At 63.8% G+C, this 19,964-nt stretch carries 19 protein-coding genes; 12 read left to right on the forward strand and 7 right to left on the reverse strand.

Annotation, left to right across the window (positions count from 1 at the left end):
• Nucleotides 1-34: 34 nt before the first annotated feature.
• Nucleotides 35-907, forward strand: a complete 873-nt coding sequence (locus tag F466_RS0102430) for a dienelactone hydrolase family protein (protein WP_018993382.1) — start codon at nt 35-37, stop codon at nt 905-907.
• 237 nt (nt 908-1,144) lie between these two features.
• Nucleotides 1,145-2,353, forward strand: a complete 1,209-nt coding sequence (locus tag F466_RS0102435; protein ID WP_012981470.1) for a 6-phosphofructokinase — start codon at nt 1,145-1,147, stop codon at nt 2,351-2,353.
• A 102-nt stretch (nt 2,354-2,455) separates the two neighbouring features.
• Here F466_RS0102435 and adk read toward each other — a convergent pair whose 3' ends face one another.
• Nucleotides 2,456-3,112, reverse strand: a complete 657-nt coding sequence (adk, locus tag F466_RS0102440) for an adenylate kinase (RefSeq protein WP_018649153.1) — start codon at nt 3,110-3,112, stop codon at nt 2,456-2,458.
• Nucleotides 3,113-3,263: 151 nt separating this feature from the next.
• Between adk and F466_RS0102445 the strand changes: the two genes are divergently transcribed.
• Nucleotides 3,264-4,430: a hypothetical protein gene (locus F466_RS0102445; protein WP_018993383.1), complete on the forward strand. Its 1,167-nt coding sequence runs from the start codon at nt 3,264-3,266 to the stop codon at nt 4,428-4,430.
• 71 nt (nt 4,431-4,501) lie between these two features.
• Here the strand turns inward: F466_RS0102445 and F466_RS0102450 are convergent, their stop codons facing one another.
• From F466_RS0102450 to F466_RS0102460, 3 genes are read right to left on the reverse strand one after another with little or no spacing between them, the layout of a single operon-like run.
• Nucleotides 4,502-5,485: a DmsC/YnfH family molybdoenzyme membrane anchor subunit gene (locus F466_RS0102450; RefSeq protein ID WP_012981473.1), complete on the reverse strand. Its 984-nt coding sequence runs from the start codon at nt 5,483-5,485 to the stop codon at nt 4,502-4,504.
• 17 nt (nt 5,486-5,502) lie between these two features.
• Entirely contained in the window at nt 5,503-6,234 is a 732-nt protein-coding gene (locus F466_RS0102455; protein ID WP_012981474.1) for a 4Fe-4S dicluster domain-containing protein, read from the reverse strand.
• Nucleotides 6,231-9,095, reverse strand: coding sequence for a molybdopterin oxidoreductase family protein (locus tag F466_RS0102460; RefSeq protein ID WP_018139790.1), 2,865 nt, complete (start codon nt 9,093-9,095; stop codon nt 6,231-6,233). Before F466_RS0102460 ends, F466_RS0102455 begins: the two co-directional genes overlap by 4 nt.
• A gap of 225 nt (nt 9,096-9,320) precedes the next feature.
• On the opposite strand from F466_RS0102460, the gene F466_RS0102465 reads away from it, so the two are divergent.
• Both F466_RS0102465 and F466_RS0102470 read left to right on the forward strand, forming a co-directional pair.
• On the forward strand, nt 9,321-9,857 hold the full coding sequence (locus F466_RS0102465) for a metallophosphoesterase family protein (RefSeq protein WP_012981476.1): 537 nt from the start codon (nt 9,321-9,323) through the stop codon (nt 9,855-9,857).
• Between the two features lie 126 nt (nt 9,858-9,983).
• Complete coding sequence (locus F466_RS0102470) at nt 9,984-10,589, forward strand: CBS domain-containing protein (RefSeq protein ID WP_012981477.1); 606 nt, start codon at nt 9,984-9,986, stop codon at nt 10,587-10,589.
• Between the two features lie 69 nt (nt 10,590-10,658).
• Here F466_RS0102470 and sat read toward each other — a convergent pair whose 3' ends face one another.
• Nucleotides 10,659-11,849: a sulfate adenylyltransferase gene (sat, locus tag F466_RS0102475; protein ID WP_018175097.1), complete on the reverse strand. Its 1,191-nt coding sequence runs from the start codon at nt 11,847-11,849 to the stop codon at nt 10,659-10,661.
• Between the two features lie 524 nt (nt 11,850-12,373).
• On the opposite strand from sat, the gene F466_RS0102480 reads away from it, so the two are divergent.
• The 6 genes from F466_RS0102480 to F466_RS13685 all read left to right on the forward strand — a co-directional run bounded on the left by F466_RS0102480 (nt 12,374) and on the right by F466_RS13685 (nt 16,860).
• A complete protein-coding gene (locus F466_RS0102480) occupies nt 12,374-13,150 on the forward strand; it encodes a hypothetical protein (RefSeq protein WP_018139792.1) in 777 nt (258 codons plus the stop codon).
• Between the two features lie 39 nt (nt 13,151-13,189).
• A complete protein-coding gene (gene aprB, locus F466_RS0102485; RefSeq protein ID WP_038038494.1) occupies nt 13,190-13,669 on the forward strand; it encodes an adenylyl-sulfate reductase subunit beta in 480 nt (159 codons plus the stop codon).
• Nucleotides 13,669-15,567, forward strand: coding sequence for an adenylyl-sulfate reductase subunit alpha (gene aprA, locus F466_RS0102490; RefSeq protein ID WP_018139794.1), 1,899 nt, complete (start codon nt 13,669-13,671; stop codon nt 15,565-15,567). The genes aprB and aprA overlap by 1 nt, the downstream gene beginning before the upstream one ends.
• A 157-nt stretch (nt 15,568-15,724) precedes the next feature.
• The gene (locus tag F466_RS0102495; protein ID WP_018139795.1) at nt 15,725-16,075 is read left to right on the forward strand and encodes a hypothetical protein; all 351 of its coding nucleotides are present in this window, start codon (nt 15,725-15,727) and stop codon (nt 16,073-16,075) included.
• A gap of 16 nt (nt 16,076-16,091) precedes the next feature.
• The gene (locus F466_RS0102500; RefSeq protein WP_018139796.1) at nt 16,092-16,604 is read left to right on the forward strand and encodes a peptidylprolyl isomerase; all 513 of its coding nucleotides are present in this window, start codon (nt 16,092-16,094) and stop codon (nt 16,602-16,604) included.
• Between the two features lie 91 nt (nt 16,605-16,695).
• Nucleotides 16,696-16,860, forward strand: coding sequence for a hypothetical protein (locus tag F466_RS13685; RefSeq protein ID WP_018139797.1), 165 nt, complete (start codon nt 16,696-16,698; stop codon nt 16,858-16,860).
• Between the two features lie 141 nt (nt 16,861-17,001).
• Here F466_RS13685 and F466_RS0102510 read toward each other — a convergent pair whose 3' ends face one another.
• Both F466_RS0102510 and F466_RS0102515 read right to left on the reverse strand, forming a co-directional pair.
• Complete coding sequence (locus F466_RS0102510; protein ID WP_018175099.1) at nt 17,002-18,429, reverse strand: AmpG family muropeptide MFS transporter; 1,428 nt, start codon at nt 18,427-18,429, stop codon at nt 17,002-17,004.
• Nucleotides 18,430-18,450: 21 nt separating this feature from the next.
• Nucleotides 18,451-19,224: an exodeoxyribonuclease III gene (locus F466_RS0102515; RefSeq protein WP_018862862.1), complete on the reverse strand. Its 774-nt coding sequence runs from the start codon at nt 19,222-19,224 to the stop codon at nt 18,451-18,453.
• Between the two features lie 103 nt (nt 19,225-19,327).
• Here F466_RS0102515 and pyrE point away from each other — a divergent pair, with 103 nt between their 5' ends.
• Entirely contained in the window at nt 19,328-19,963 is a 636-nt protein-coding gene (pyrE, locus tag F466_RS0102520) for an orotate phosphoribosyltransferase (protein WP_018139800.1), read from the forward strand.
• The last annotated feature ends 1 nt before the right edge of the window (nt 19,964 follow it).

Genomic DNA, 19,964 nt, shown 5'->3' on the forward strand with positions numbered 1-19,964 from the left:
CTGCGCGGCTCCAATAAGAAGGGGTTCGGGATTCATGGTTTCTGCTTTTCGATCGTTCTGCCTGCTGGCCGCCACCAGCCTCCTCGTCTCGCCGCTCGCCGCGGATGAACCCACCGGTTCTGACAACTGGTGGTGGGATGACGACTGGTGGGAAGACGGCGTGCTGTATTCCGATCTCGAGAATCACGAGGTCGAGGTCGAGCGATTCGAGTATGAGCGCGACGGCGTGGACATCCCGGCGCTGGTGGCGCGCCCCGCCGATGGCGAGGCCTATCCCGCGATCCTCTGGGCCCATGGCCGGCGCGGGCTGGACGATCTGGCGATCCTGCATGTGAAGCGCCTGGCCGCGCGCGGCTTCGTGGTGATGGCGCCGGACATGTACACCGGCCGTTTCATGGAAAGCCATCCGCTGGATCATGACTACGAGCTGGAGGGCGACCTGAACAAGGGATTGGATGTCCTGCTCGAGCGTGACGACATCGTCGGTGACCGGGCCTGCCTGGTCTCCATCACGCGCGGGGGCTACAAGACGCTTAAGGTGGCCGTGACCTTTGAGCGGCAGGTCGAGGATGTTGCCTGCTGGGCCGGCTACTACCCGCACCTGCAGGACCCGAACCTCGGCGAGCCGCACCAGGTGTATCGCTACGCCAACGAGGTCAATCAGCTCGAGATCCCGATGATGATCCTGATCGGCGACGAAGAGCAGTATCAGCGCCACCGGACCGCGAAGATGGCCGCGGACGGTCTGGAAAGCCGCGGCGGTGATGTGACCTGGATCGAATATCCAGGCGTTGGCCGCGGCTTCGATTTTCGCAATGGCAGCAACCGCACCTTCGCCGACGATCTCGCCTCTCGTGACGCGATGATCCGGGTCACCCGCTTTGTGAACCAGCATCTGCGCGACTGAGTTCTCCCTCGACTTCCTCCCCTGGCCTGCGAGCCGGCACCACCGACCCATCGGGTTGGTGGTGCCGTTGTGCCTTCAGGCCCTCTCAGGTCAATAAGTCTTTGATAATACAATTAAACGTTTCCGTGCGGAGAGTGCGGAATTTGCTATCTTCGGGCCTTATGTCACTGAGATGCCCGGTCGTTGCGCGGCCGATTCACGGTTGGAACGCACTAAAGTCGCAGAAGGAGGACGAAGATGGCCAAGGTTCTGATCGCCCAGGGTGGAGGCCCGACGGCGGTAATCAATCAATCCATGGTGGGCGCAGTCCTGGAAGCCCGGAAATTTACCGACGTCGAGCTGGTATACGGGGCCTTCCACGGGGTCCGCGGGATCATCGACGAGGAGTTCCTGGACCTGACCCAGGAGACCACCCACAATCTGGAGATGGTCGCGCGGACGCCCTCCTCGGCGCTGGGCTCTACGCGTGACAAGCCGGATCTCGACTACTGCAAGGAGATCTTCAAGGTCCTGAAGGCCCACGAGATCACCTACTTCTTCTATATCGGTGGCAACGACTCCTCCGACACGGTGCGTATCGTCAGCGAGGAGGCGCGCAAGGCCAACTATCCGATGCGTTGCGTGCATATCCCGAAGACGATCGACAACGACCTGGTGGAGAACGACCATACGCCGGGCTTCCCGTCCGCAGCGCGTTTCGTGGCCCAGGCCTTCGTCGGCGCCAACCTCGACAACTATGCCCTGCCGGGAATCTATCTGGCGGTGGTCATGGGCCGCCATGCCGGGTTCCTGACCGCGGCCTCCGCCCTCGGGAAGAAATTCCCGGACGACGGGCCCCACCTGATCTACGTGCCCGAACGCGTATTCGAAGTCGACCGCTTCCTGTCGGACGTCAAGGCGACCATGGACCGTTACGGGCGCTGCGTGATCGCGGTCAGCGAGGGGATCCATGACGCGGACGGTGAGCCGATCGCGACCAAGCTCGCCAAGGACGTGGAGAAGGATGCCCACGGTAATGTTCAGCTCTCGGGCACCGGCGCCCTGGCCGACATGCTCTGTGGCGAGATCCGGGACAAGCTGGGGGTCAAGCGCGTACGCGGCGACACCTTCGGCTATCTGCAGCGTGCCTTTATTGGCTGTGTCTCGGACGTCGACCAGCGCGAGGCCCGGGAAGTGGGCGAGAAGGCCGTGCAGTTTGCGATGTGGCAGGGCCGCGACGGCTCGGTCGCGATCAAGCGTACCGGCTTTTATTCGGTGGACTACGAGTACGTGCCGCTGGAGGCCGTCGCTGGCAAGACCAAGGTCATGCCGGACGAGTTCATCGATGCCTCGGGCACCGACGTCACCGACGCCTTCCGGATGTATCTGCGTCCGCTGCTGGGCTCGGGCATGCCGGATGCCTACCGCCTGCGTCAGAACAAGGTGACCAAGGTGCTCGGTCGCTAGTAGCAAGAAAGCCCCTGGTCCCGTGTCCGGGCCCAGGGGCGGCAGGCGCGGGGCCGTGGCCCAATCAAGACGACCCGCCCGGAATACCTGGCGGGTCGTTTTTTAGCCCAGGGCCTTGAAGATCTGGTCGCGGATGTCTTCCACCGACCCGGTTCCCTTGATGTGGACATATTTCGGCGCGTCGGGCTCGCCGCTGTCCGCCCACTTCGAGTAGAAGTCCACCAGCGGGCGCGTCTGGCTGTGGTAGGCCTCGAGGCGCTTGCGCACCGTTTCTTCGTTGTCGTCTTCGCGCTGGATCAGGTCCTCGCCGGTGACGTCGTCCTTGCCTTCGACCTTCGGCGGATTGAATTCGACGTGATAGGTGCGGCCGGAGCCCGGATGTACCCGCCGTCCGCTCATGCGGCGGATCACCTCTTCGTCGGGGACATCCACCTCCACGACAAAGTCGAGCGGCACGTTCTGCTCCTTCAGGGCCTCGGCCTGCGGGATGGTGCGCGGGAAGCCATCGAACAGGAAGCCGGTGTCGCAGCAATCGGGCTGCTCCACGCGTTCCTTCACCAGGCCCAGGATGATGTCGTCGGAGACCAGGCCGCCAGCATCCATGACCTCTTTGGCCTTCAGACCCAGTGGGGTGCCTGCCTTGACGGCTGCACGCAGCATATCGCCGGTGGAGATCTGCGGGATGTTGTACTTCTCGCAGATGTACTGGGCCTGGGTGCCCTTGCCGGCGCCAGGCGCCCCCAACAGAATCAGTCGCATGCTCTCGCTCCTATGAGGAGTGGGTGGTTGTGCTATGGTCGCTGCAGACACTCCCGATCCGCGCAAGTTACAGTACAGGGGTTGTGGTTGTCGGTACAACCCTGCCCTTCCTTATGTGACACCCGCCCCCTGCAAGGAGTCACCGACCGTTATGCAAGCCGGCCCCCGCGAGATCACCACGCCGTTTCGGCCCATCCCCCTGGATATCCCGGAGGGCATGAAACCCAACGAGTTCTTCAACAGCACCGAGAACCTCGCCGACCTGGTGAACAACAACGGGCTGCTGGTCAATCCGGAAAACCTCCTGCTCTACCGCAAGGCGCTGGGGCACAGCAACGAGTTCGACTGCTCTATCATCTACAACACCTCGCAGACCATCCTCGACCCGATGGGGCGCCCGGTGCGGCGCACCCAGGTGCCGGAGCCGGTGCGGCATGTCTGGAACCGGATGAACGGAGTGATCATCGAGTACATGCTGGAGCAGTACCCGGACCCGGCCGAGGCCCTGGTGCTGGCGGGCGAGGCCAGCCTGGACGCGACCTGGCCGCTGACCGCGCCCGGGGTGCCCAGTATCCGCATGCTGCACAACCATTTCATCGTCTTTCCGATGGCGACGCTGGCTGAAGCGCCGCTGGCCGATCCCGGTAACCCCAACCTGACCGATGGCGGCCAGCACAGCCTGTTCCAGGCCTATATGCGCGATGTCTACCGGGCCTTCTTTACCCGCGCCCTGGACCTGCAGATCCTGCGGCCCGCGCCCGATCACGAGGCTCGACTCGCGCTGACCGGCTACCCGCACGGCCTCCCGAGCTGGGAGATCCAGGGTGGGGTCGAGGCGTTGAAGGACATCCGCTTCTGGCGCGAATACGACGCGGTCCTGCAGGGCTTTCTGGACTTCTACCGCACCTTCTTCTCGCAGGTCTCCACCCGCAATGCCCCGATGCCCGAGGGCGTGCACTTCCCCGATGCGGTGGAGGAGGTCCTGCTGTTCAACAACGACTTCCTCAAGACCGCCAAGAAGGTGCGCGATCGCTGCTTCACCGACGCCAAGTACGCCCATGCGATCCGTTGGCAGCCGGCCTTCAAGCAGCTGATTTACCGCAACGACGAGGGCCGCTTGATCGTCACGATCAGTCAGAATTCGATCGGCAACGCGATCACTGAGCTGCTGGGGGTGGTGGTCAACCGGGTGCCGGACGCGGAGGCCTACGAGCACGTCGAACCGGCCCTGGTCGAGAAGTTGCTGGAGGTGCGCCGCCGCCTGGTAGAGCTCGATCTGGGTGAGGGGATCACGACCGAGGCCTGGTCGGCGGTCTGATCGGAGCGATTTGGGGCTGGGCCCCGAACCTGGATGGGCCGGGAGCGGTCAGGCCGCCCCCGGCTGTGTCCTCAGGCCACCGACTGGTAGTAGATGTTCTGCGGGTGGTTGGCCTGGGCGAAGAAGAACCAGCGCTCGGCGACCATGCCCAGATACTGGATCACGAACGCGGCGATCAGCAGGTTGACCGGGTCGATGCGGGCGACCAGCACGACCAGCAGCAGGATCGCCGGGACCACGAATGCACCCAGCAGGAAGATCCACTTCATCCCGCGCAGGAACGCGGCCGACATGTGGTGGAAGAATTCCCGCGTATTGAATGACCCGCCCATGAAGCCCTGGGACTTCTGCTGGATCTTCGGGTGCTTCACCCCGATCGCGGTCTGCAGCGTGGACTTCGACTTGATACGGGAGTTGCGCACCAGCGATGCGCTGCGGGTACCCAGTCCCAGAAGCGTCAGGACGATCGCGACCGTCGCCAGGAAGGCGACCAGCGGGACACCGGCCCAGGCCGCATAGGCGGCCGCCAGGGTGAAGCCGTTGGCGGCCCCCAGCACGGTGTAGTTGACCACGGTCAGCGGGGAGTGCCATTCCTGCAGGAACTTGATGCAGGCGTAGATCATCGCGGTCGTTACATACAGCACGATGGCCAGCAGCGCCCCGATGGCGCCAAGCACGACGGTCAGCAGGACGGGGACATCCCCGGCCAGCGTACCCAGGGCCGGGTTGAACCCGAACGCATGGGCCGCGCCGTACAGGAACACGACGCCCATGAACGCCGGGAGCACGATCACCTCGCGCGAGAGCCAAGAGGTGCGCCACTTGGTGGCGGTGCGCCAGGCGCGTTCCGGCCGCCCCAGGTGAAAGAACGAGGCGATCAGCCCCAGCACCAGGAAGGCCAGCGCGAGCGCGGAGCCCAGGGCCAGGAAGTCCGAACCCGGGGGCGGCAGCACGCCCAGCAGGCTCAGTGCCTCGGCACCGAACAGGCCGAGAAACAGGCCCTGGCCGGCGCCGATCAGGGTGGTGAGGAAAATGACCGAGAAGGCTGGATGCATAGTGTCTTCGTCCCTGTTTACCAGCTGGTGACGTCGTCGAGCGAGGGTTCGTCCTGCCCGGGCTTCGGCAACTGACTGTCGATCTTCAGCGGGTTGTCCGCGCGTTCGACCTCGTCTTCGCGGATGGTGAGCTGGGTCTTGCGCCGCGGCAGGTAGTGGTTGGCCGGCTTGGACCCCCATTCCGGCATCAGCTGGTAACCACCGGCCTCGCGGATGGCCTTCGAGACGACCGACTCGGGGTCATGGATATCGCCGTAGAGCCGCGCATTGGTCGGGCAGGCCCGCACGCAGGCCGGCTTGCGATCCCATTCCGGCAGCTCCTCGTTGTAGATGCGGTCCACGCACAGGGTGCACTTGGTCATCACCTTGCGTTCGGCATCCACCTCGCGCACGCCATAGGGGCAGGCCCAGGAGCAGTACTTACAGCCGATGCACTTGTCGTAATCGACCAGCACGATGCCGTCCGACTCGCGCTTGTAGGACGCCCCGGTCGGGCAGACCGGCACGCAGGGCGGCTCTTCGCAGTGCAGGCAGGACTTTGGAAAGTGCACCGTCTCGGTGTTCGGGTATTCACCCACCTCGAAACTTTGCACCCGGTTGAAGAAGGTGCCGGTGGGGTCCGCGTCGTAGGGGTTCTGGTCGACCAGTGGGCCGGCATCGCCGGAGGTGTTCCATTCCTTGCAACTGGTCACGCAGGCGTGGCAACCCACGCAGACGTTGAGATCGATGACGAGGGCGAGTTGGGTCATTTCTTGCCTCCTATGCCCGCAAAGAAGTTCAAAACACGTGCCCGTGTGGACTGGCCGGGGTACGGTTTGAGCGGCTTGAACTGGGGAGAGGTCTCCTGCGGCTCCCCTTCTTCGGCCTTGTAGATTCGTACGCGGACGTCATACCAGGCCGCCTGACCAGTCACCGGATCGGAGTTCGAGATCGGGCCGCTCTGCCCCGGCAGCTCCTCGGAGATCAGGTGGTTCAGCAGAAAGCCCTTGCGTGACTCGTTGGCGCCCGGGGTCAGGTTCCAGGCCCCCGCGGCCTTGCCGATCGCATTCCAGGTCCAGACGGTGCCGGGCTCGACAGCCTCCGAGTACTTGGCCATGCAGCGCACCCGGCCCCAGGGGCTTTCCGCCCAGATCCAGTCCTCGTCTTCGATGCCGGCGGCCCGCGCGGTGCGCGCGTTCACGTACAGCAGGTTGTGGGCGTGGATCTGGCGCAGCCAGGCGTTCTGGGAGTCCCAGGAGTGGTACATCGCCATCGGCCGCTGGGTGACGGCCGCCAGCGGGTAGGTGTGCTTGTCCGTGGACTGGTGTTCCAGCGGGTCATAGTAGAAGGGCAGCGGGTCGAAGAAGGTCTCGACGCGCTTGGCCAGGTGCGCCGGCGCCTTGCGCGTGGGCCCCTTGCCCTGGGCGGCGGCGCGGAACTTCATCAGCACCTCGGAGTAGAGGTGGATCAGCACGGGCTCGCCATAGCGCGTGATGCGGTTGCGCTGCGACCACTCCAGATAGCCCTTGTTCCAGTTACGCATGTACTGGTAGCTGCGCGGCAGTTCGTACTGGAAGACGCAGTTGTTCTTCGCGTACATCTCCCACTGGTTGGGGTTGGGTTCGCCACGCAGGGACTTTTCGCCGCCCTTGCCGCGCCAGCCGGCCAGGAAACCGATGCCGGAGCCCGGCTCGGTCTCGTAGTTGACCACGAAGTCCGGGTAGTCGCGGAACTTGCGATCGCCCTTCTCGTTCACGAAGGCCGGTAGCTTCAGGCGCGACCCGAGCTCGATCAGTACATCCTGGAAGGGCTTGCACTCGCCCTTGGGCGGCACCACCGGGATGCGCACCGAGTCCACCGGGCCGGTGAACTCGGAGATCGGGCGATCCAGCATCGACATTACGTCGTGGCGTTCCAGATAGGTGGTATCCGGCAGCACCAGGTCGGCAAACGCGGTCATCTCGGACTGGAAGGCATCCGCCACGACCAGGAACGGGATCTTGTATTCCCCGTTGTCGTCCTTGTCGTTCAACATCTTGCGGACCTCTTCCGTGTTCATGGTCGAGTTCCACGCCATGTTGGCCATGAAGATCAGCAGGGTGTCGATCGGGTAGGGGTCGCCGCGCCAGGCATTGGTGATCGCGTTGTGCATCATGCCGTGCACGGCCAGCGGGTACTCCCAGGAGAAGGCCTTGTCGAGTCGCACCGGCTCGCCCTTGTCGTCCACGAACAGGTCGTCCGGGCTGGCCGGCCAGCCGAGCACCATGCCGTCCAGCGGCTTGCCGGGCTGAACGCCCTCCGGCCCCTTCGGCGTGCGGGCGCAAGGCGGGATCGGACGCGGGAACGGGGCCTTGTGGCGGAAGCCACCGGGGCGATCGATCGTGCCCAGCAGCGACATCAGGATCGACAGCGAACGGATGGTGTGGAAGCCGTTCGAGTGTGCGGCCAGCCCGCGCATCGCATGGAAGGAGACCGGGTTGCCGGTCACCGACTCGTGCTCCACACCCCAGGAATCGGTCCAGGCGATCGGCAGCTCGATGCGCTGATCGCGCGCGGTCACGCCCATCTCGTGGGCCAGGCGGCGGATATCCTTGGCCGCTATGCCGGTGACGCGCTCGGCCCATTCCGGGGTGTACTCCGCGACCCGGTCCTGCAGCAGCTGGAACGAGGGCTTCGCCCGTGTCCCGTCGTCGAGTGTGAATTCTCCGAGCAGGTAGGGGTCGGCGCCCGGGGTGTGGGTGGCGACCGGGCGCCCGGTCTTGCGATCCCACCAGAGCTGGTTCTGCGCGTCGTAGCAGCCTTCTTCCGGCGGATCCTCGGTGCGCAGGAACATGCCGAACTCGTCCTGGTCCTCGTCCATGTTCACCAGCTGGCCGGCATTGCTGTAGCGGACCAGGAAGTCGCGGTCGTACAGGCCCTTGTTGATGATCTCGTGGATCAGGGCCAGCAGCAGGGCGCCATCGGTCCCCGGACGGATCGGGACCCATTCGTCGGCGATCGCGGAGTAGCCGGTGCGCACCGGATTGATGGAGATAAAGCGCCCGCCCTGGCGCTTGAACTTGGAGATCGCCACCTTCAGCGGGTTGGAGTGGTGGTCCTCCGCGGTGCCGATCATCACGAACAGCTTCGAGCGTTCCAGGTCGGGACCACCGAACTCCCAGAACGAGCCGCCGATCGTGTAGATCATGCCGGCGGCCATGTTCACCGAGCAGAAACCGCCGTGCGCGGCGTAGTTGGGGGTGCCGAACTGCTTGGCGAACAGCCCGGTCAGGGCCTGCATCTGGTCACGCCCGGTGAACAGCGCGAAGCGCTTCGGGTCGGTCTCGCGGATGTGCCCGAGGCGCTCGGCGAGGATCTCGAAGGTCTCCTCCCAGGAGATCGGCTCGAACTCGCCGTCGCCCCGCTCGGCGCCGGGCTTGCGCCGCAGGGGCTGGGTCAGCCGCGCCGGGGAGTGCTGTTTCATGATCCCGGAGGCGCCCTTGGCGCAGATCACGCCCTCGTTGATCGGGTGCTCGGGGTTGCCGTCGATGTACCGTACCTCCCCGTCGCGCAGGTGCACCCGGATGCCGCAGCGGCAGGCGCACATGTAACAGGTGGTGTTCTTGATTTCGTGCGACGGGGTCTGTGCCATAAATCGTCAACGCCTTGTAAGTTAGACAATCGCGATATACTGCAATACCCCTTACTTCGGTCGGGGTTACCCCCACTATGCAGTTCCGGGGTGCCCACCACAAGGGAGTCAAAGATGGATTCTGCGTGCCCGTTCGGATGCCTCGAATTGGGCCCGGGGGCAGGGCGGGGCGCGGCAGTGTTATCGTCCCGGCACTGGAATTTGGCAACAGAGGCCTGCGAACCCATGAAGGTATGCATTGTTTCCGACAGCCATGACCGCGGCCCGATGCTGGCCCGCGCGATCGAGGCCGGTATTGTCGAGGGCGCCGAGGCGGTCATCCACTGTGGCGACGTGATCGGCGGCAATACGCTGCGGGCCTCGCTGAAGCTGGGTGTGCCGATACACGCGGTGCATGGCAACAACCTGGGGGACCCGGTCGCGATCTCGCGCATCGCCCATCAGTCCAACGGCCTGCTGCACTACTACGGGCTGGATGCCACGATCACCCTGGGGGGGCGCCGCATCTTCGTCACGCACTACCCCCATTACGCCCATGCGATGGCATGCACGGGTGACTACGACCTGGTCTGCTGCGGCCACAGCCACGAGACCGAGATCCGTCAGCAGCCGCATGTGCAGGATGGCTCCACTTGGGTCGTGAATCCCGGCACGGTCGCGGGTCTCGGCGCGCCCGAGGCGACCTGGGCGCTGGGGGATCTCGACCGCATGTCGTTCGAGATCCGGCCAACGCCGGAAGAGGCAGCAGCCGGAATCGAGTGACCCATCGGGGTTCCCTGGCGCCTCCCCGGCGCTGCGCCGCCCCGCGGTTTCGTCAGACGGGACCCGCTTGTCAGCGCGCCCATCTCAGGGCATCGTCTAGGTTCCCACCCTGGATGGAGAAATGCGATGACCGCAGAATTCCCGCACAAGCCCCTGCCATCGAGCAAGGCAGCTCCCGGAACCGGGCTTCAGCAGGTAACCGACGAGGAACCGCGGGTTACGCTGGCCTCCTCCGCGTTGTGTGTGCTGACCGACTTCCGCCGAGTGCCGGTGGCCACAATTGGTCCCGACGCGACCCTCGGTCAGGCGACGGAGCAGATGATTGCCAGGGGTGTGCGGTTGCTGATCGTGGTCGACGACGCGCGGCAGGTGCGCGGGTTGATTACGGCTCGCGATACGCAGGGGGAGCGCCCGATCCAGATGGTGAATGAGCGTGGTCTGCGGCATGAGGACCTCCGGGTCCGTGACCTGATGGCGCCCCTGGATGATGTGGATCTTCTGGACATGCAACGGGTGATGCAGGCGGACGTTGGCGACATCATCGCAACCCTGAAGGACTGGGGGCGTCAGCATGCGCTCGTGGGCCAGACGGATCCGGCGACCGGCGAGACCCGCATCCGGGGCATGTTCTCGGCCACGCAGATTGGCCGCCAACTGGGCGTGTCGGTGCAGACCTTTGATGTCGCGCGGACCTTCGCCGAGATCCAGGCGGCATTGTCGAAGACCTACTGAGAACGCAAAAAGGTGGCGGGATCTCCCGCCACCTTTTCTGTTTCCGGGCTTTGACGCAGTCGAGCCCGGTTACTGATTGATGCTCTGGTAGTAGTCCATCAGGATCTCGGCCACCTCCGGGCGGGAAAACTCGGGCGGGGGTGCCTCGCCGCGGCCCAGCATCTCGCGCACCTTGGTGCCGGACAGGAGCACGAAGTCCTCCTTCGTGTGGTCGGGCGCATCACACATCATGACCACGCGGCCGAGCTTCTTCGAGAAGGCGGTGTGGTCCGCTCGGAAGATCTCGATCTCCAGTGCGTCGCTCGGGACCTCCGTGTCGAAGATGGTCTGGGCGTCGAACGGTCCGTAGTAGTCCCCAACCCCGGCGTGATCGCGCCCGATGATGAAGTGGGTCGCCCCCATGTTCTGCCGGAACAGCGCATGGAGCACGGCCTCCCGCGGCCCGGCATAAAGCATGTCGAAGCCGTACCCGGTGATCATCACGGTGTTCGGGGGGAAGTAGATCTCGGCCATCTTGCGAATGGCGGCGTCGCGCACCGGGGCCGGGATATCGCCGGGCTTCAGCTTGCCCAGCAGCATGTGGATCACCAGGCCATCGGCGCCCAGCTGGTCCAGTGCCATGCGGCATAGCTCCTCGTGAGCGCGGTGCATCGGGTTGCGGGTCTGGAAGGCCACCACCTTGTTCCAGCCGCGTTCCGCAATCTCGTTGCGGATCTCGACCGCAGTGCGGAAGGTGTCGGGGAAGTCATCCTGGAAATAGGAGAAGTGGAGCACCTGAATGGGGCCCGACACGCAGACGCGGCCCTCGCTGTTGAAGGCGGCCACCCCGGGGTGTTCCATGTCGGTCGTGCCGTAGACCTTCTGCGTCATGGTCTCCATCTGTTCGGGGGTGAACTCCTCGATGGCCTCGACTTCCTGGATGGCGAGTACCGGGTTCCCCTCCATGTTGGGATCGCGCAGGGCGATTCGCTTGGCCCCGCGGATGGCGTCGGCATTCTCCAACAGGTTTACCACCGGGACCGGGAAAAACAGACCGCTGGTGGTTCGCATGTCCTCCGCGCAGCCCATTGCGTCTGCGACATTCATGAAGCCGGTCAGGGGTGTGAAATAGCCCCCTCCCATCATCACGGCGTTGCCGGCGGCCGCAGAGCTGATCACCACGGAGGGGAGGCTTTCGGCCTCTTTCAACAAGGCATGGTGTTGTTCGGGGTCGTAGACAAACAGGGGCTTCAGGGTGTCTGCACCGTGCGGTTTGATCATGGGGCTTTATCTCCTGCCGACGCTGGATGTGGACTGCATGGATTGGGCGGATTATCCCGCCGAGTGTCGTGCTCGGGCCGTACGTGGCCAGCCGGTCTGGTCGCCGGCCGTGCTGCAAGTCGACCCTGAACGTAGCACAAGATAGTCCATAAAGCGCCGGGTTACTTGACCCCTTGTCGGCCGCGTCTGGAGCGGCGCGGTTCATCAATCGGCTGCCGTTCGGTCCCAATGCGGGTTTCGTGGTTGATTAAAGGTTCTTGTGCTGGTCGCCACATTACTTTCCAGTCGCGCGACCGGCTTGTGGCGCGCAAAGCCCGTGAAAGCAGCTCCATAGATTAGCGTTTCCCTAAATAAGCATATGACCCCATACATTGAACTTATGTCTCGGCAAGCAAGTTTGATTTGAAGCACAAGATGGAGTTGGCACAGACTCGGTGGGCCAATTGGACACTCTGAGGAGGCCTGACGCCGTGATCACTAGTAATCCCTTTGCCGAACTGGCTGCGTTTATTCCACCAGCCGCAATGCAGTGGTATGTCGTGCTCATGGTCATTCTCGTGGCCGGCGGCACGATCCTCGACATGATGCACAAGAGGAGTGCCAAGTACTTTTTCGAGAACGCCAAGAAAGCCGAGAAGAATGCGAGCCGAAGCGTGAGCGGTGGCGAGAAATTCTCGCTGGCGATGCAGACCATCGGGAAAGAGGTCATCACCTCCGGCGAATTCAAGAATCCGACGCGTCGTGCCTCCCACCTCTTCACCATGTGGGGCTTTATCGTTTTCGTCGTCTCCTCCGCCGTGCTGATCTTTGGCTACGCGGCCGAGCCGGCCGCCGGCGTGTGGCCGCTCCTGTGGCACCTGGGCGCCTTGTCGCTCGCCTTTGGCGGCTACTGGTTCTGGTTTTTCATTCGTGTCGATGTCAATTCCGAAGGCCGTCGCTGGTACCAGCTGGTCCGCGCGGACCTGTTCATCGTGTCGCTGCTGGCGATGTCGACGTTCGCCATTCTGTGGTCGCTGACCCAGGGCGCAGGTGCCCTCGGCTGGCTCTTCTTCGTGCTCTTCCTCGCGGCTACCACGACCCTGTTCGCAACCGTCTACTGGTCGAAATTCGCGCACATGTTCTTCAAGCCCGCCGCGGCCTACCAGAAGCGCCTTACCCGGGCCGACGGCTCCGCCGAGAACCTTCCGACCCTTACGCGTGATGACCCCGAGCAGCAGCAGCGCCATTCCATGGAGTTGCTGCGCGACGCGCCGATGGAGATGGGGAAGGGTATCCAGCGTGAAGCGCCCAACCACTACTAAAGCCATTTACCCGAACATCAGCATCGATCGAGGACTACCATGCCAACTTTCGTATACATGACCCGTTGCGATGGCTGTGGATACTGCGTGGATATCTGCCCGTCAGACATCATGCATATCGACGAAACCACCCGTCGTGCCTACAACATCGAGCCCAATATGTGCTGGGAGTGCTTCTCCTGCGTGAAAGCCTGCCCGCACCACGCCATTGACGTGCGCGGCTATGCGGACTTCGCGCCGCTTGGGCACAGCGTACGCGTCGACCGCGACGAAGAGCGGGGAACTATCGCCTGGAAGATCAAGTTCCGCGATGGTCGCGAAAAGGAGTTCCTGTCGCCCATTACCACCAAACCCTGGGGCAAGCACATCCCGCAGCTGGCCGACGTTCCTGCGCCGGACAAGTCGATGAGGGACAGCCAGCTGCTGTTCAACGAGCCCAAGTACATCCGTATGGATGAGGGGGATCTGCACACGCTTGAGGCCGCCGGTCTCAAACTGAAAGAAGGGGTGTACTACTGATGGCCTACAAGACAATCGTCGAAGACAACATCGACATCTTGGTCTGTGGCGCCGGCCTGGGCGGCACGGGCGCCGCCTGGGAAGCCCGGTTCTGGGGCCAGGACAAGAAGGTCGTGATTGCGGAGAAGGCCAACATCGACCGCTCCGGCGCCGTGGCCCAGGGCCTGTACGCGATCAACTGCTACATGGGCACCCGCTGGGGCGAGAACAACCCCGAGGACCATGTTCGCTACGCGCGTATCGACCTGATGGGCATGGTGCGCGAGGATCTGCTGTTCGACATGGCGCGCCACGTGGATTCCACCGTGCACCAGTTCGAGGAATGGGGTCTCCCGCTGATGCGCGACCCGAAGACGGGCGCCTACCAGCGGGAAGGCCGCTGGCAGATCATGATCCACGGCGAGTCCTACAAGCCGATCGTGGCCGAGGCCGCCAAGAAGTCGGCCGATACGATCTACAACCGCATCTGCGTCACCCATCTGCTGATGGACGAGTCCAAGGAGAACCGGGTGGCCGGCGCCGTGGGCTTCAATGTGCGCACCGGCAACTATCACGTCTTCAAGTCGAAGACGGTAATCGTTGCTGCCGGCGGCGCATCGATGATCTTCAAGCCGCGCTCGGTCGGTGAAGGGGCGGGTCGTGTCTGGTACGCGCCCTGGTCTTCCGGCTCGGCCTACGGTCTGCTGATCAATGCCGGTGCCAAGATGACCCAGATGGAAAACCGCATCGTGCTGGCCCGCTTCAAGGATGGTTACGGCCCGGTAGGTGCCTACTTCCTGCATCTGAAGACCCGCACGCAGAACTGCAACGGCGAAGAGTACGAGTCCAAGTGGTGGCCGCAGCTGCAGGAGATGGTCGGCAAGGAGTACCTGGATCCGGAGGTCTCCCACCGGACCCATCGCCCGATCCCGACATGCCTGCGCAACCACGCGTTCCTCAACGAGGTGAATGCCGGCCGTGGCCCGATCCACATGGTCACCATGGAGGCCTTCCAGGATCCGCATCTTGAAGAGGTGGGCTGGGAGAACTTCCTGGGTATGACCGTCGGCCAGGCCGTGCTCTGGGCCGCCACCGACGTGGACCCCAAGAACGAGAACCCCGAGCTGACCACCTCGGAGCCCTACGTGATGGGCTCGCATGCCACGGGCTGTGGAGCCTGGTGCTCCGGTCCGGAAGATGTTTCCCCGCCCGAGTACTTCTGGGGCTACAACCGCATGACCAGCGTCGAAGGCCTGTTTGGTGCCGGCGACGCCGTGGGCGGGACGCCACATGCGTTCTCCTCCGGTTCCTTCACCGAGGGCCGGCTGGCCGCGAAGGCTGCCTGCAAGTACATCGACGATGGCAAGGCCGACGGCATCCGCGTCTCCGATTCGCAGATCAACAAGCGCAAAGAGGAGATCTACAAGCCGCTCGAGCACTACAAGATCTATAGCAACGAGGTTGTGGCCGGTTCGGTCAATCCGAACTTCATCAATCCGCGCCAGGGTCTTGACCGCCTGCAGAAGCTGATGGATGAATACTGCGGCGGCGTGACGGTCAGCTACATGACCAACGAGAAGCTGCTCAATATCGGCCTGAAGAAGATGCACATCCTCGAAGAGGATCTGGACAAGCTGGCGGCGGAGGACATCCACGAGCTGCTGCGTGCCTGGGAGCTGAAGCACCGCGTGCGCACGGCCGAGAGCGTCTTCCAACACACGCTGTTCCGCAAGGAAACCCGCTGGCCGGGTTACTACTACCGAGGCGACTACATGAAGCTCGACGACAAGAACTGGCATCACCTGACCGTCTCTCGTCGTGACCCGAAGACGGGCGAGTACACCATGGAGAAGGCGCCGTGCTATCACCTGGTCGACAAGGACGAGGCCCCGGCCGAACCCGAGAAGGCGGAAGCCTAGGGTGCTAACGTGACGGGGTCGGGTGCGGCCCCGTCACCACGGCTGGCAAGCAGCGATGGCCAACGCGTTCGCGCGTTGGTCTTCTCTTTCAACCGTCACCCCCGGGGGTTTCAACATGACCAGTGCAGCTGAAGCACAGCCAATGCCGGAGACCTCGATGAACATCATCGATCACTCCGACGAGGAGATCCTGGAGATCGCCCATCCCATGTGGAGCGATCTGATCAAGTACTCGAACAAGGGCCAGTACGGCAAGTTCGTCCGCCGGTTCTCCTACCACCTGCTGTTCGGCCTTAACGAGGTCGAGGTGGGCAAGCAGTTCGCCCAGAGCGAGCTGACCCGCAACCTGAAAGATGACTGGGATTACCTCGGCATCATTCGCCGCGGCGAACATGTCACGGTCCTGTATCGGGTGCGCAGCACGAAGAAAGAAGGGGAGTGGCTCGGCCGCATGGTCCTCGGCTACGAGGAAGGCGAAGTGCGAATCTTCGGTGCGTCCATTTTCTAAGACAGCGGGACTTTGAATGACAGATGTAATCAAGGACAACAAGTACGTCGAGCTGAATTACCAGGTCATCGACGAGAAATCCGGCCAGGTCCTGACCGAGGTGGAGTTCCCCCTGGGATACGTGCACGGCGTCAATGAGGTCCTGTCGCCCAAGGTGATGGGCGAGCTTGAGGGCAAGGCGCAGGGCGAAACCATCGAGGTTCCCATCGATTGCAATGCGCTGTACGGCCCGCGCGACGAGTCCCTGGTGATCACGGAAGCGATCGAAAACGTGCCGGAGGAGTACCGCGAGCTCGGTACGGCGATCCTGATGGAAAACGATCGTGGCCAGACCAAGAATTTTCTGGTTACGCGGCTCGACGACAAGACGATCACCATTGATGGCAATAACCCGCTGTGTGGTCGGCAGGTGATTTTCAAACTGAATGTGTTGTTGGTGCGTGATGCCACTGCGGACGAAATCGAGCATGGTGGCAAGGTGGAGTCGGGCCCGGAAATCGACAGCGGACGAGCGGTGCCCATCGAGTGATGGGGCCGGTTTGCCCGGCCTTTCAGTATGTCTGGGGGCGAGACGTTAATGTCCCATCCCCTCTTTTTCATCGAAGCGAGGTGAATGAACCATGAGCCAGGATACCGAGAAGAAACACCCGCAGGTCCCGGACGGCAAGTCCCGTTACCTGGTGACCCGCCAGATGCCGCCCAACGAAAAGGGCTTCGTCGGTTACGAGACGATCTGGGAGTCTTTCCAGAAAGAGGCGGAATACCAGACGCCGAAGCGCCCCTGAAGCCGGGAGTAGTCGATAGCCGCCCCTTCGATACCGGGGGCGCTGCCCTGCCGTCCGCTTGCGATCGTCATCGCCGGCGGACGTTTTTGTTTTGGTAGGCCCCGGACGGACGGGCCGACGTTCGGAACCCGGGCCCGCCTCTTACGAGGGGGCGCGTTCCGGTCCCTCCGGCGGCGCCTGCAACTCCGACGGTCGGCCCGGCTGGGCCATGCGGTCCGGATTGGCCCAGCGCATCAGGGCGAGGGCCAGCAGGATGGTGGGGATGCCAATGAGCGCGGAGCTGGCAAAGAACCAGAACCAGCCCAGGTGCTCGGCGAATACGCCGGTAAATCCGGCCAGGAACTGACCCGGGAGGGTCATGATCGAGCTGAACAGGGCGTACTGGGTCGCGGTGTAGGCCGAGTTGGTCAGGCTGGAGAGATAGGCGATGAACACCGATATCGCCATCCCGCCGGAGAGATTGTCGGCCATGATTGCGAACACCAGGCCGTAGGTTTCCGGGCCCAGGGTCGCCAGCCAGGAGAAGGTCAGGTTGGTAGCCGGCGCCAGGATGGCGGTGGCGATCAGCATGCGCATGATCCCGAAACGCACGACCAGCAGTCCGCCCAGGGCGGCCCCCGTCAGCGTCATCGCCAGCCCGAAGGCCGCGGCGATGTTGGCGATCTCGTCCTTGGTGAAGCCCAGGTCGAGATAGAACGGGTTGGCCATCACCCCCATGAAGATGTCGCTGATGCGGAAGATCGCGATGAACGCGATCACCAGCAGGGCGATTCGTCCGAAGCGCTGCCAGAACTCCACGAACGGGCATACCACCGCGCCGATGAACCAGGCCTTGAAGTCCCGCCAGAGGCCGGTGTCGGCGGTGTTGTTGATGTAATGCACCACGCGTTGTTCGAGCCGGGCGGTCTGTGCGTCGCGGGTGGCCACCTCGGGTTCGCGCACGATCAGGGTGCATACGACCCCGACCAGCATCAGCGCCGCCATCGCCATATAGGACAGGCTCCAGCTGCCGGCGGCCGCAATATGCAGCGCCCCCGCCCCGGCCGTCAGCAATGCCACGCGATAGCCGAAGACATAGGCTGCGGCCATCGCGCCCTGGCGCTCCTGGCTGACCGCCTCGATGCGGTAGGCGTCGATCGCGATGTCCTGGGTCGCGGCACCAAAGGCGGTCAGTACCGCCCAGACCGCGACCAGCCAGAGCTGTTCGGTGGGGTCGGTAAAGGCGATTCCGAACAGCCCCAGCATGATGGTCGCCTGCGCCGCCAGCATCCAGGCCCGCCGTCGCCCGAAGATCCGGGTCAGCAGCGGTAGCCGCATCCGGTCCACGATGGGAGCCCACAGCACCTTGATGCTGTAGGCCATGCCCACCCAGGAGAGGAAACCGATGGAGGCCAGTTCGACCCCGAGGTCGCGCAGCCAGGCGGTGAAGGTGCCGCCGGTCAGCAGTAGCGGGAGTCCGGCGGCAAAACCGAGGAACAGCATGCCCACCACCCGCGGGTGGCGGTAGACGGCCAGCGCCTCGCGCCAGTCGCGGTTTGGCCGGTTCTGCGACTCGGCAGCCGTGCTCACGAAGAGGCCCGCGAACGACGATCAGGGGGTGTAGTCATAGTCGATCCAGAACGGGGCGTGATCGGAGTAGCGGTCGTCCGTATGGATGTACGGGGCCCGCGCGGTCTCCGCGATGCCGGGGGTGGCAATCTGGTAGTCGATGCGCCAGCCCACATTCTTCGCCCAGGCCTGGCCGCGATTGGACCACCAGGTGTACTGCTCGGGTCGGTCGTCCAGCCGCCGGAATACATCCACCATTCCGATCTCGTCGAACAGGTGATCCAGCCAGGCCCGCTCCTCGGGCAGGAAGCCCGAGTTCTTCTGATTGGATTTCCAGTTGCGCAGGTCGATCTCCTTGTGGGCGATGTTCCAGTCGCCGCAGATCACCCACTCGCGCCCGTCCTGCATGCGCTCCGCCAGCCAGGGCCGGAAGAAGTCCAGAAACCGCCACTTCGAATCCTGCCGGTGGTCCCCCGAGGAACCCGAGGGCAGGTAGAGCGACACCACGGACAGGTCCCCGAAGCGCATCTCCACGTAGCGGCCCTCGTTGTCCGCCTCCTCGAAGCCAATGCGCGTGATCACCTCGTCCGGCTGACGCCGGCTGTACAGGGCCACGCCACTGTAGCCGGGCTTGACCGCATCCACATAGGCGCAGTGGTAGCCGGGGGGATGGAAAGGCTCGCCCTGAATCTGGTGGATCTGGGCCTTGGTCTCCTGGATGCAGACCACGTCGGCCTCGGTCGTCGGGAGCCAGTCGAAGAAGCCCTTTCGGGCGGCGGCACGGATGCCGTTGGCGTTCATCGAGAGTATGCGCATGGCCGGGAACGATACCGGCGCGCGCGCGTGCAGGAAAGGGCTGGCATGATGAATCCAGCCCCGCCTGTGTCAGAATACGGCGTTTTCCGACCGGAGCCCCACGATGACCGCCCATGCCTTTCTCGACTATGCCCTGGAACGCGATGTCCTGCGCTTTGGCGAGTTCACACTGAAGTCGGGGCGGGTAAGCCCGTATTTCTTCAATGCCGGCCTGTTCAACCGCGGCTCCGATCTCGTACGCCTGGGCGAGTTCTATGCACAGGCGATCGTCGATTCCGGCGTCTCCTTCGACCTGGTCTTTGGTCCGGCGTACAAGGGCATCCCGCTGGCTGCGGCCGTCACCGAGGCGCTGTACCGCGACCACGAGATGGACCGGCCCTGGGCCTTCAACCGCAAGGAGGCCAAGGACCATGGCGAGGGCGGCAACATTGTGGGGGCACCGCTGGCCGGGCGCGTGCTGATCGTGGACGACGTGATCACCGCCGGCACTGCCATCCGCGAATCGGTGGAGCTGATCCGCGCGGCGGGCGCCACGCCGGTGGCGGTGGCCATTGCCCTGGATCGCGAAGAGCGCGGCCGCGGCGAGCGTTCGGCAATTCAGGAGGTCGAGGACGAGTTGGGCCTGGAGGTCGTGCGCGTGGCTCGGCTGGGGGACCTGGTGCAGATGCTGGAGCAGACCGGCCGCGCCCCTGAGCACCTCGAGGCCCTGCGCGCCTACCGCGCCGAATACGGGGTCTGAC

It is taken from the genome of Thioalkalivibrio sp. ALgr1, assembly GCF_000378285.1.
Taxonomy (GTDB): domain Bacteria; phylum Pseudomonadota; class Gammaproteobacteria; order Ectothiorhodospirales; family Ectothiorhodospiraceae; genus Thioalkalivibrio.

Excerpts from the sequence above, each read along its gene's own strand:
- F466_RS0102430 (WP_018993382.1), top strand. The coding sequence starts at position 35 with ATGGTTTCTGCTTTTCGATCGTTCTGCCTGCTGGCCGCCACCAGCCTC.
- F466_RS0102435 (WP_012981470.1), top strand. The coding sequence starts at position 1,145 with ATGGCCAAGGTTCTGATCGCCCAGGGTGGAGGCCCGACGGCGGTAATC.
- adk (WP_018649153.1), bottom strand. The coding sequence starts at position 3,112 with ATGCGACTGATTCTGTTGGGGGCGCCTGGCGCCGGCAAGGGCACCCAG.
- F466_RS0102445 (WP_018993383.1), top strand. The coding sequence starts at position 3,264 with ATGCAAGCCGGCCCCCGCGAGATCACCACGCCGTTTCGGCCCATCCCC.
- F466_RS0102450 (WP_012981473.1), bottom strand. The coding sequence starts at position 5,485 with ATGCATCCAGCCTTCTCGGTCATTTTCCTCACCACCCTGATCGGCGCC.
- F466_RS0102455 (WP_012981474.1), bottom strand. The coding sequence starts at position 6,234 with ATGACCCAACTCGCCCTCGTCATCGATCTCAACGTCTGCGTGGGTTGC.
- F466_RS0102460 (WP_018139790.1), bottom strand. The coding sequence starts at position 9,095 with ATGGCACAGACCCCGTCGCACGAAATCAAGAACACCACCTGTTACATG.
- F466_RS0102465 (WP_012981476.1), top strand. The coding sequence starts at position 9,321 with ATGAAGGTATGCATTGTTTCCGACAGCCATGACCGCGGCCCGATGCTG.
- F466_RS0102470 (WP_012981477.1), top strand. The coding sequence starts at position 9,984 with ATGACCGCAGAATTCCCGCACAAGCCCCTGCCATCGAGCAAGGCAGCT.
- sat (WP_018175097.1), bottom strand. The coding sequence starts at position 11,849 with ATGATCAAACCGCACGGTGCAGACACCCTGAAGCCCCTGTTTGTCTAC.
- F466_RS0102480 (WP_018139792.1), top strand. The coding sequence starts at position 12,374 with ATGCAGTGGTATGTCGTGCTCATGGTCATTCTCGTGGCCGGCGGCACG.
- aprB (WP_038038494.1), top strand. The coding sequence starts at position 13,190 with ATGCCAACTTTCGTATACATGACCCGTTGCGATGGCTGTGGATACTGC.
- aprA (WP_018139794.1), top strand. The coding sequence starts at position 13,669 with ATGGCCTACAAGACAATCGTCGAAGACAACATCGACATCTTGGTCTGT.
- F466_RS0102495 (WP_018139795.1), top strand. The coding sequence starts at position 15,725 with ATGAACATCATCGATCACTCCGACGAGGAGATCCTGGAGATCGCCCAT.
- F466_RS0102500 (WP_018139796.1), top strand. The coding sequence starts at position 16,092 with ATGACAGATGTAATCAAGGACAACAAGTACGTCGAGCTGAATTACCAG.
- F466_RS13685 (WP_018139797.1), top strand. The coding sequence starts at position 16,696 with ATGAGCCAGGATACCGAGAAGAAACACCCGCAGGTCCCGGACGGCAAG.
- F466_RS0102515 (WP_018862862.1), bottom strand. The coding sequence starts at position 19,224 with ATGCGCATACTCTCGATGAACGCCAACGGCATCCGTGCCGCCGCCCGA.
- pyrE (WP_018139800.1), top strand. The coding sequence starts at position 19,328 with ATGACCGCCCATGCCTTTCTCGACTATGCCCTGGAACGCGATGTCCTG.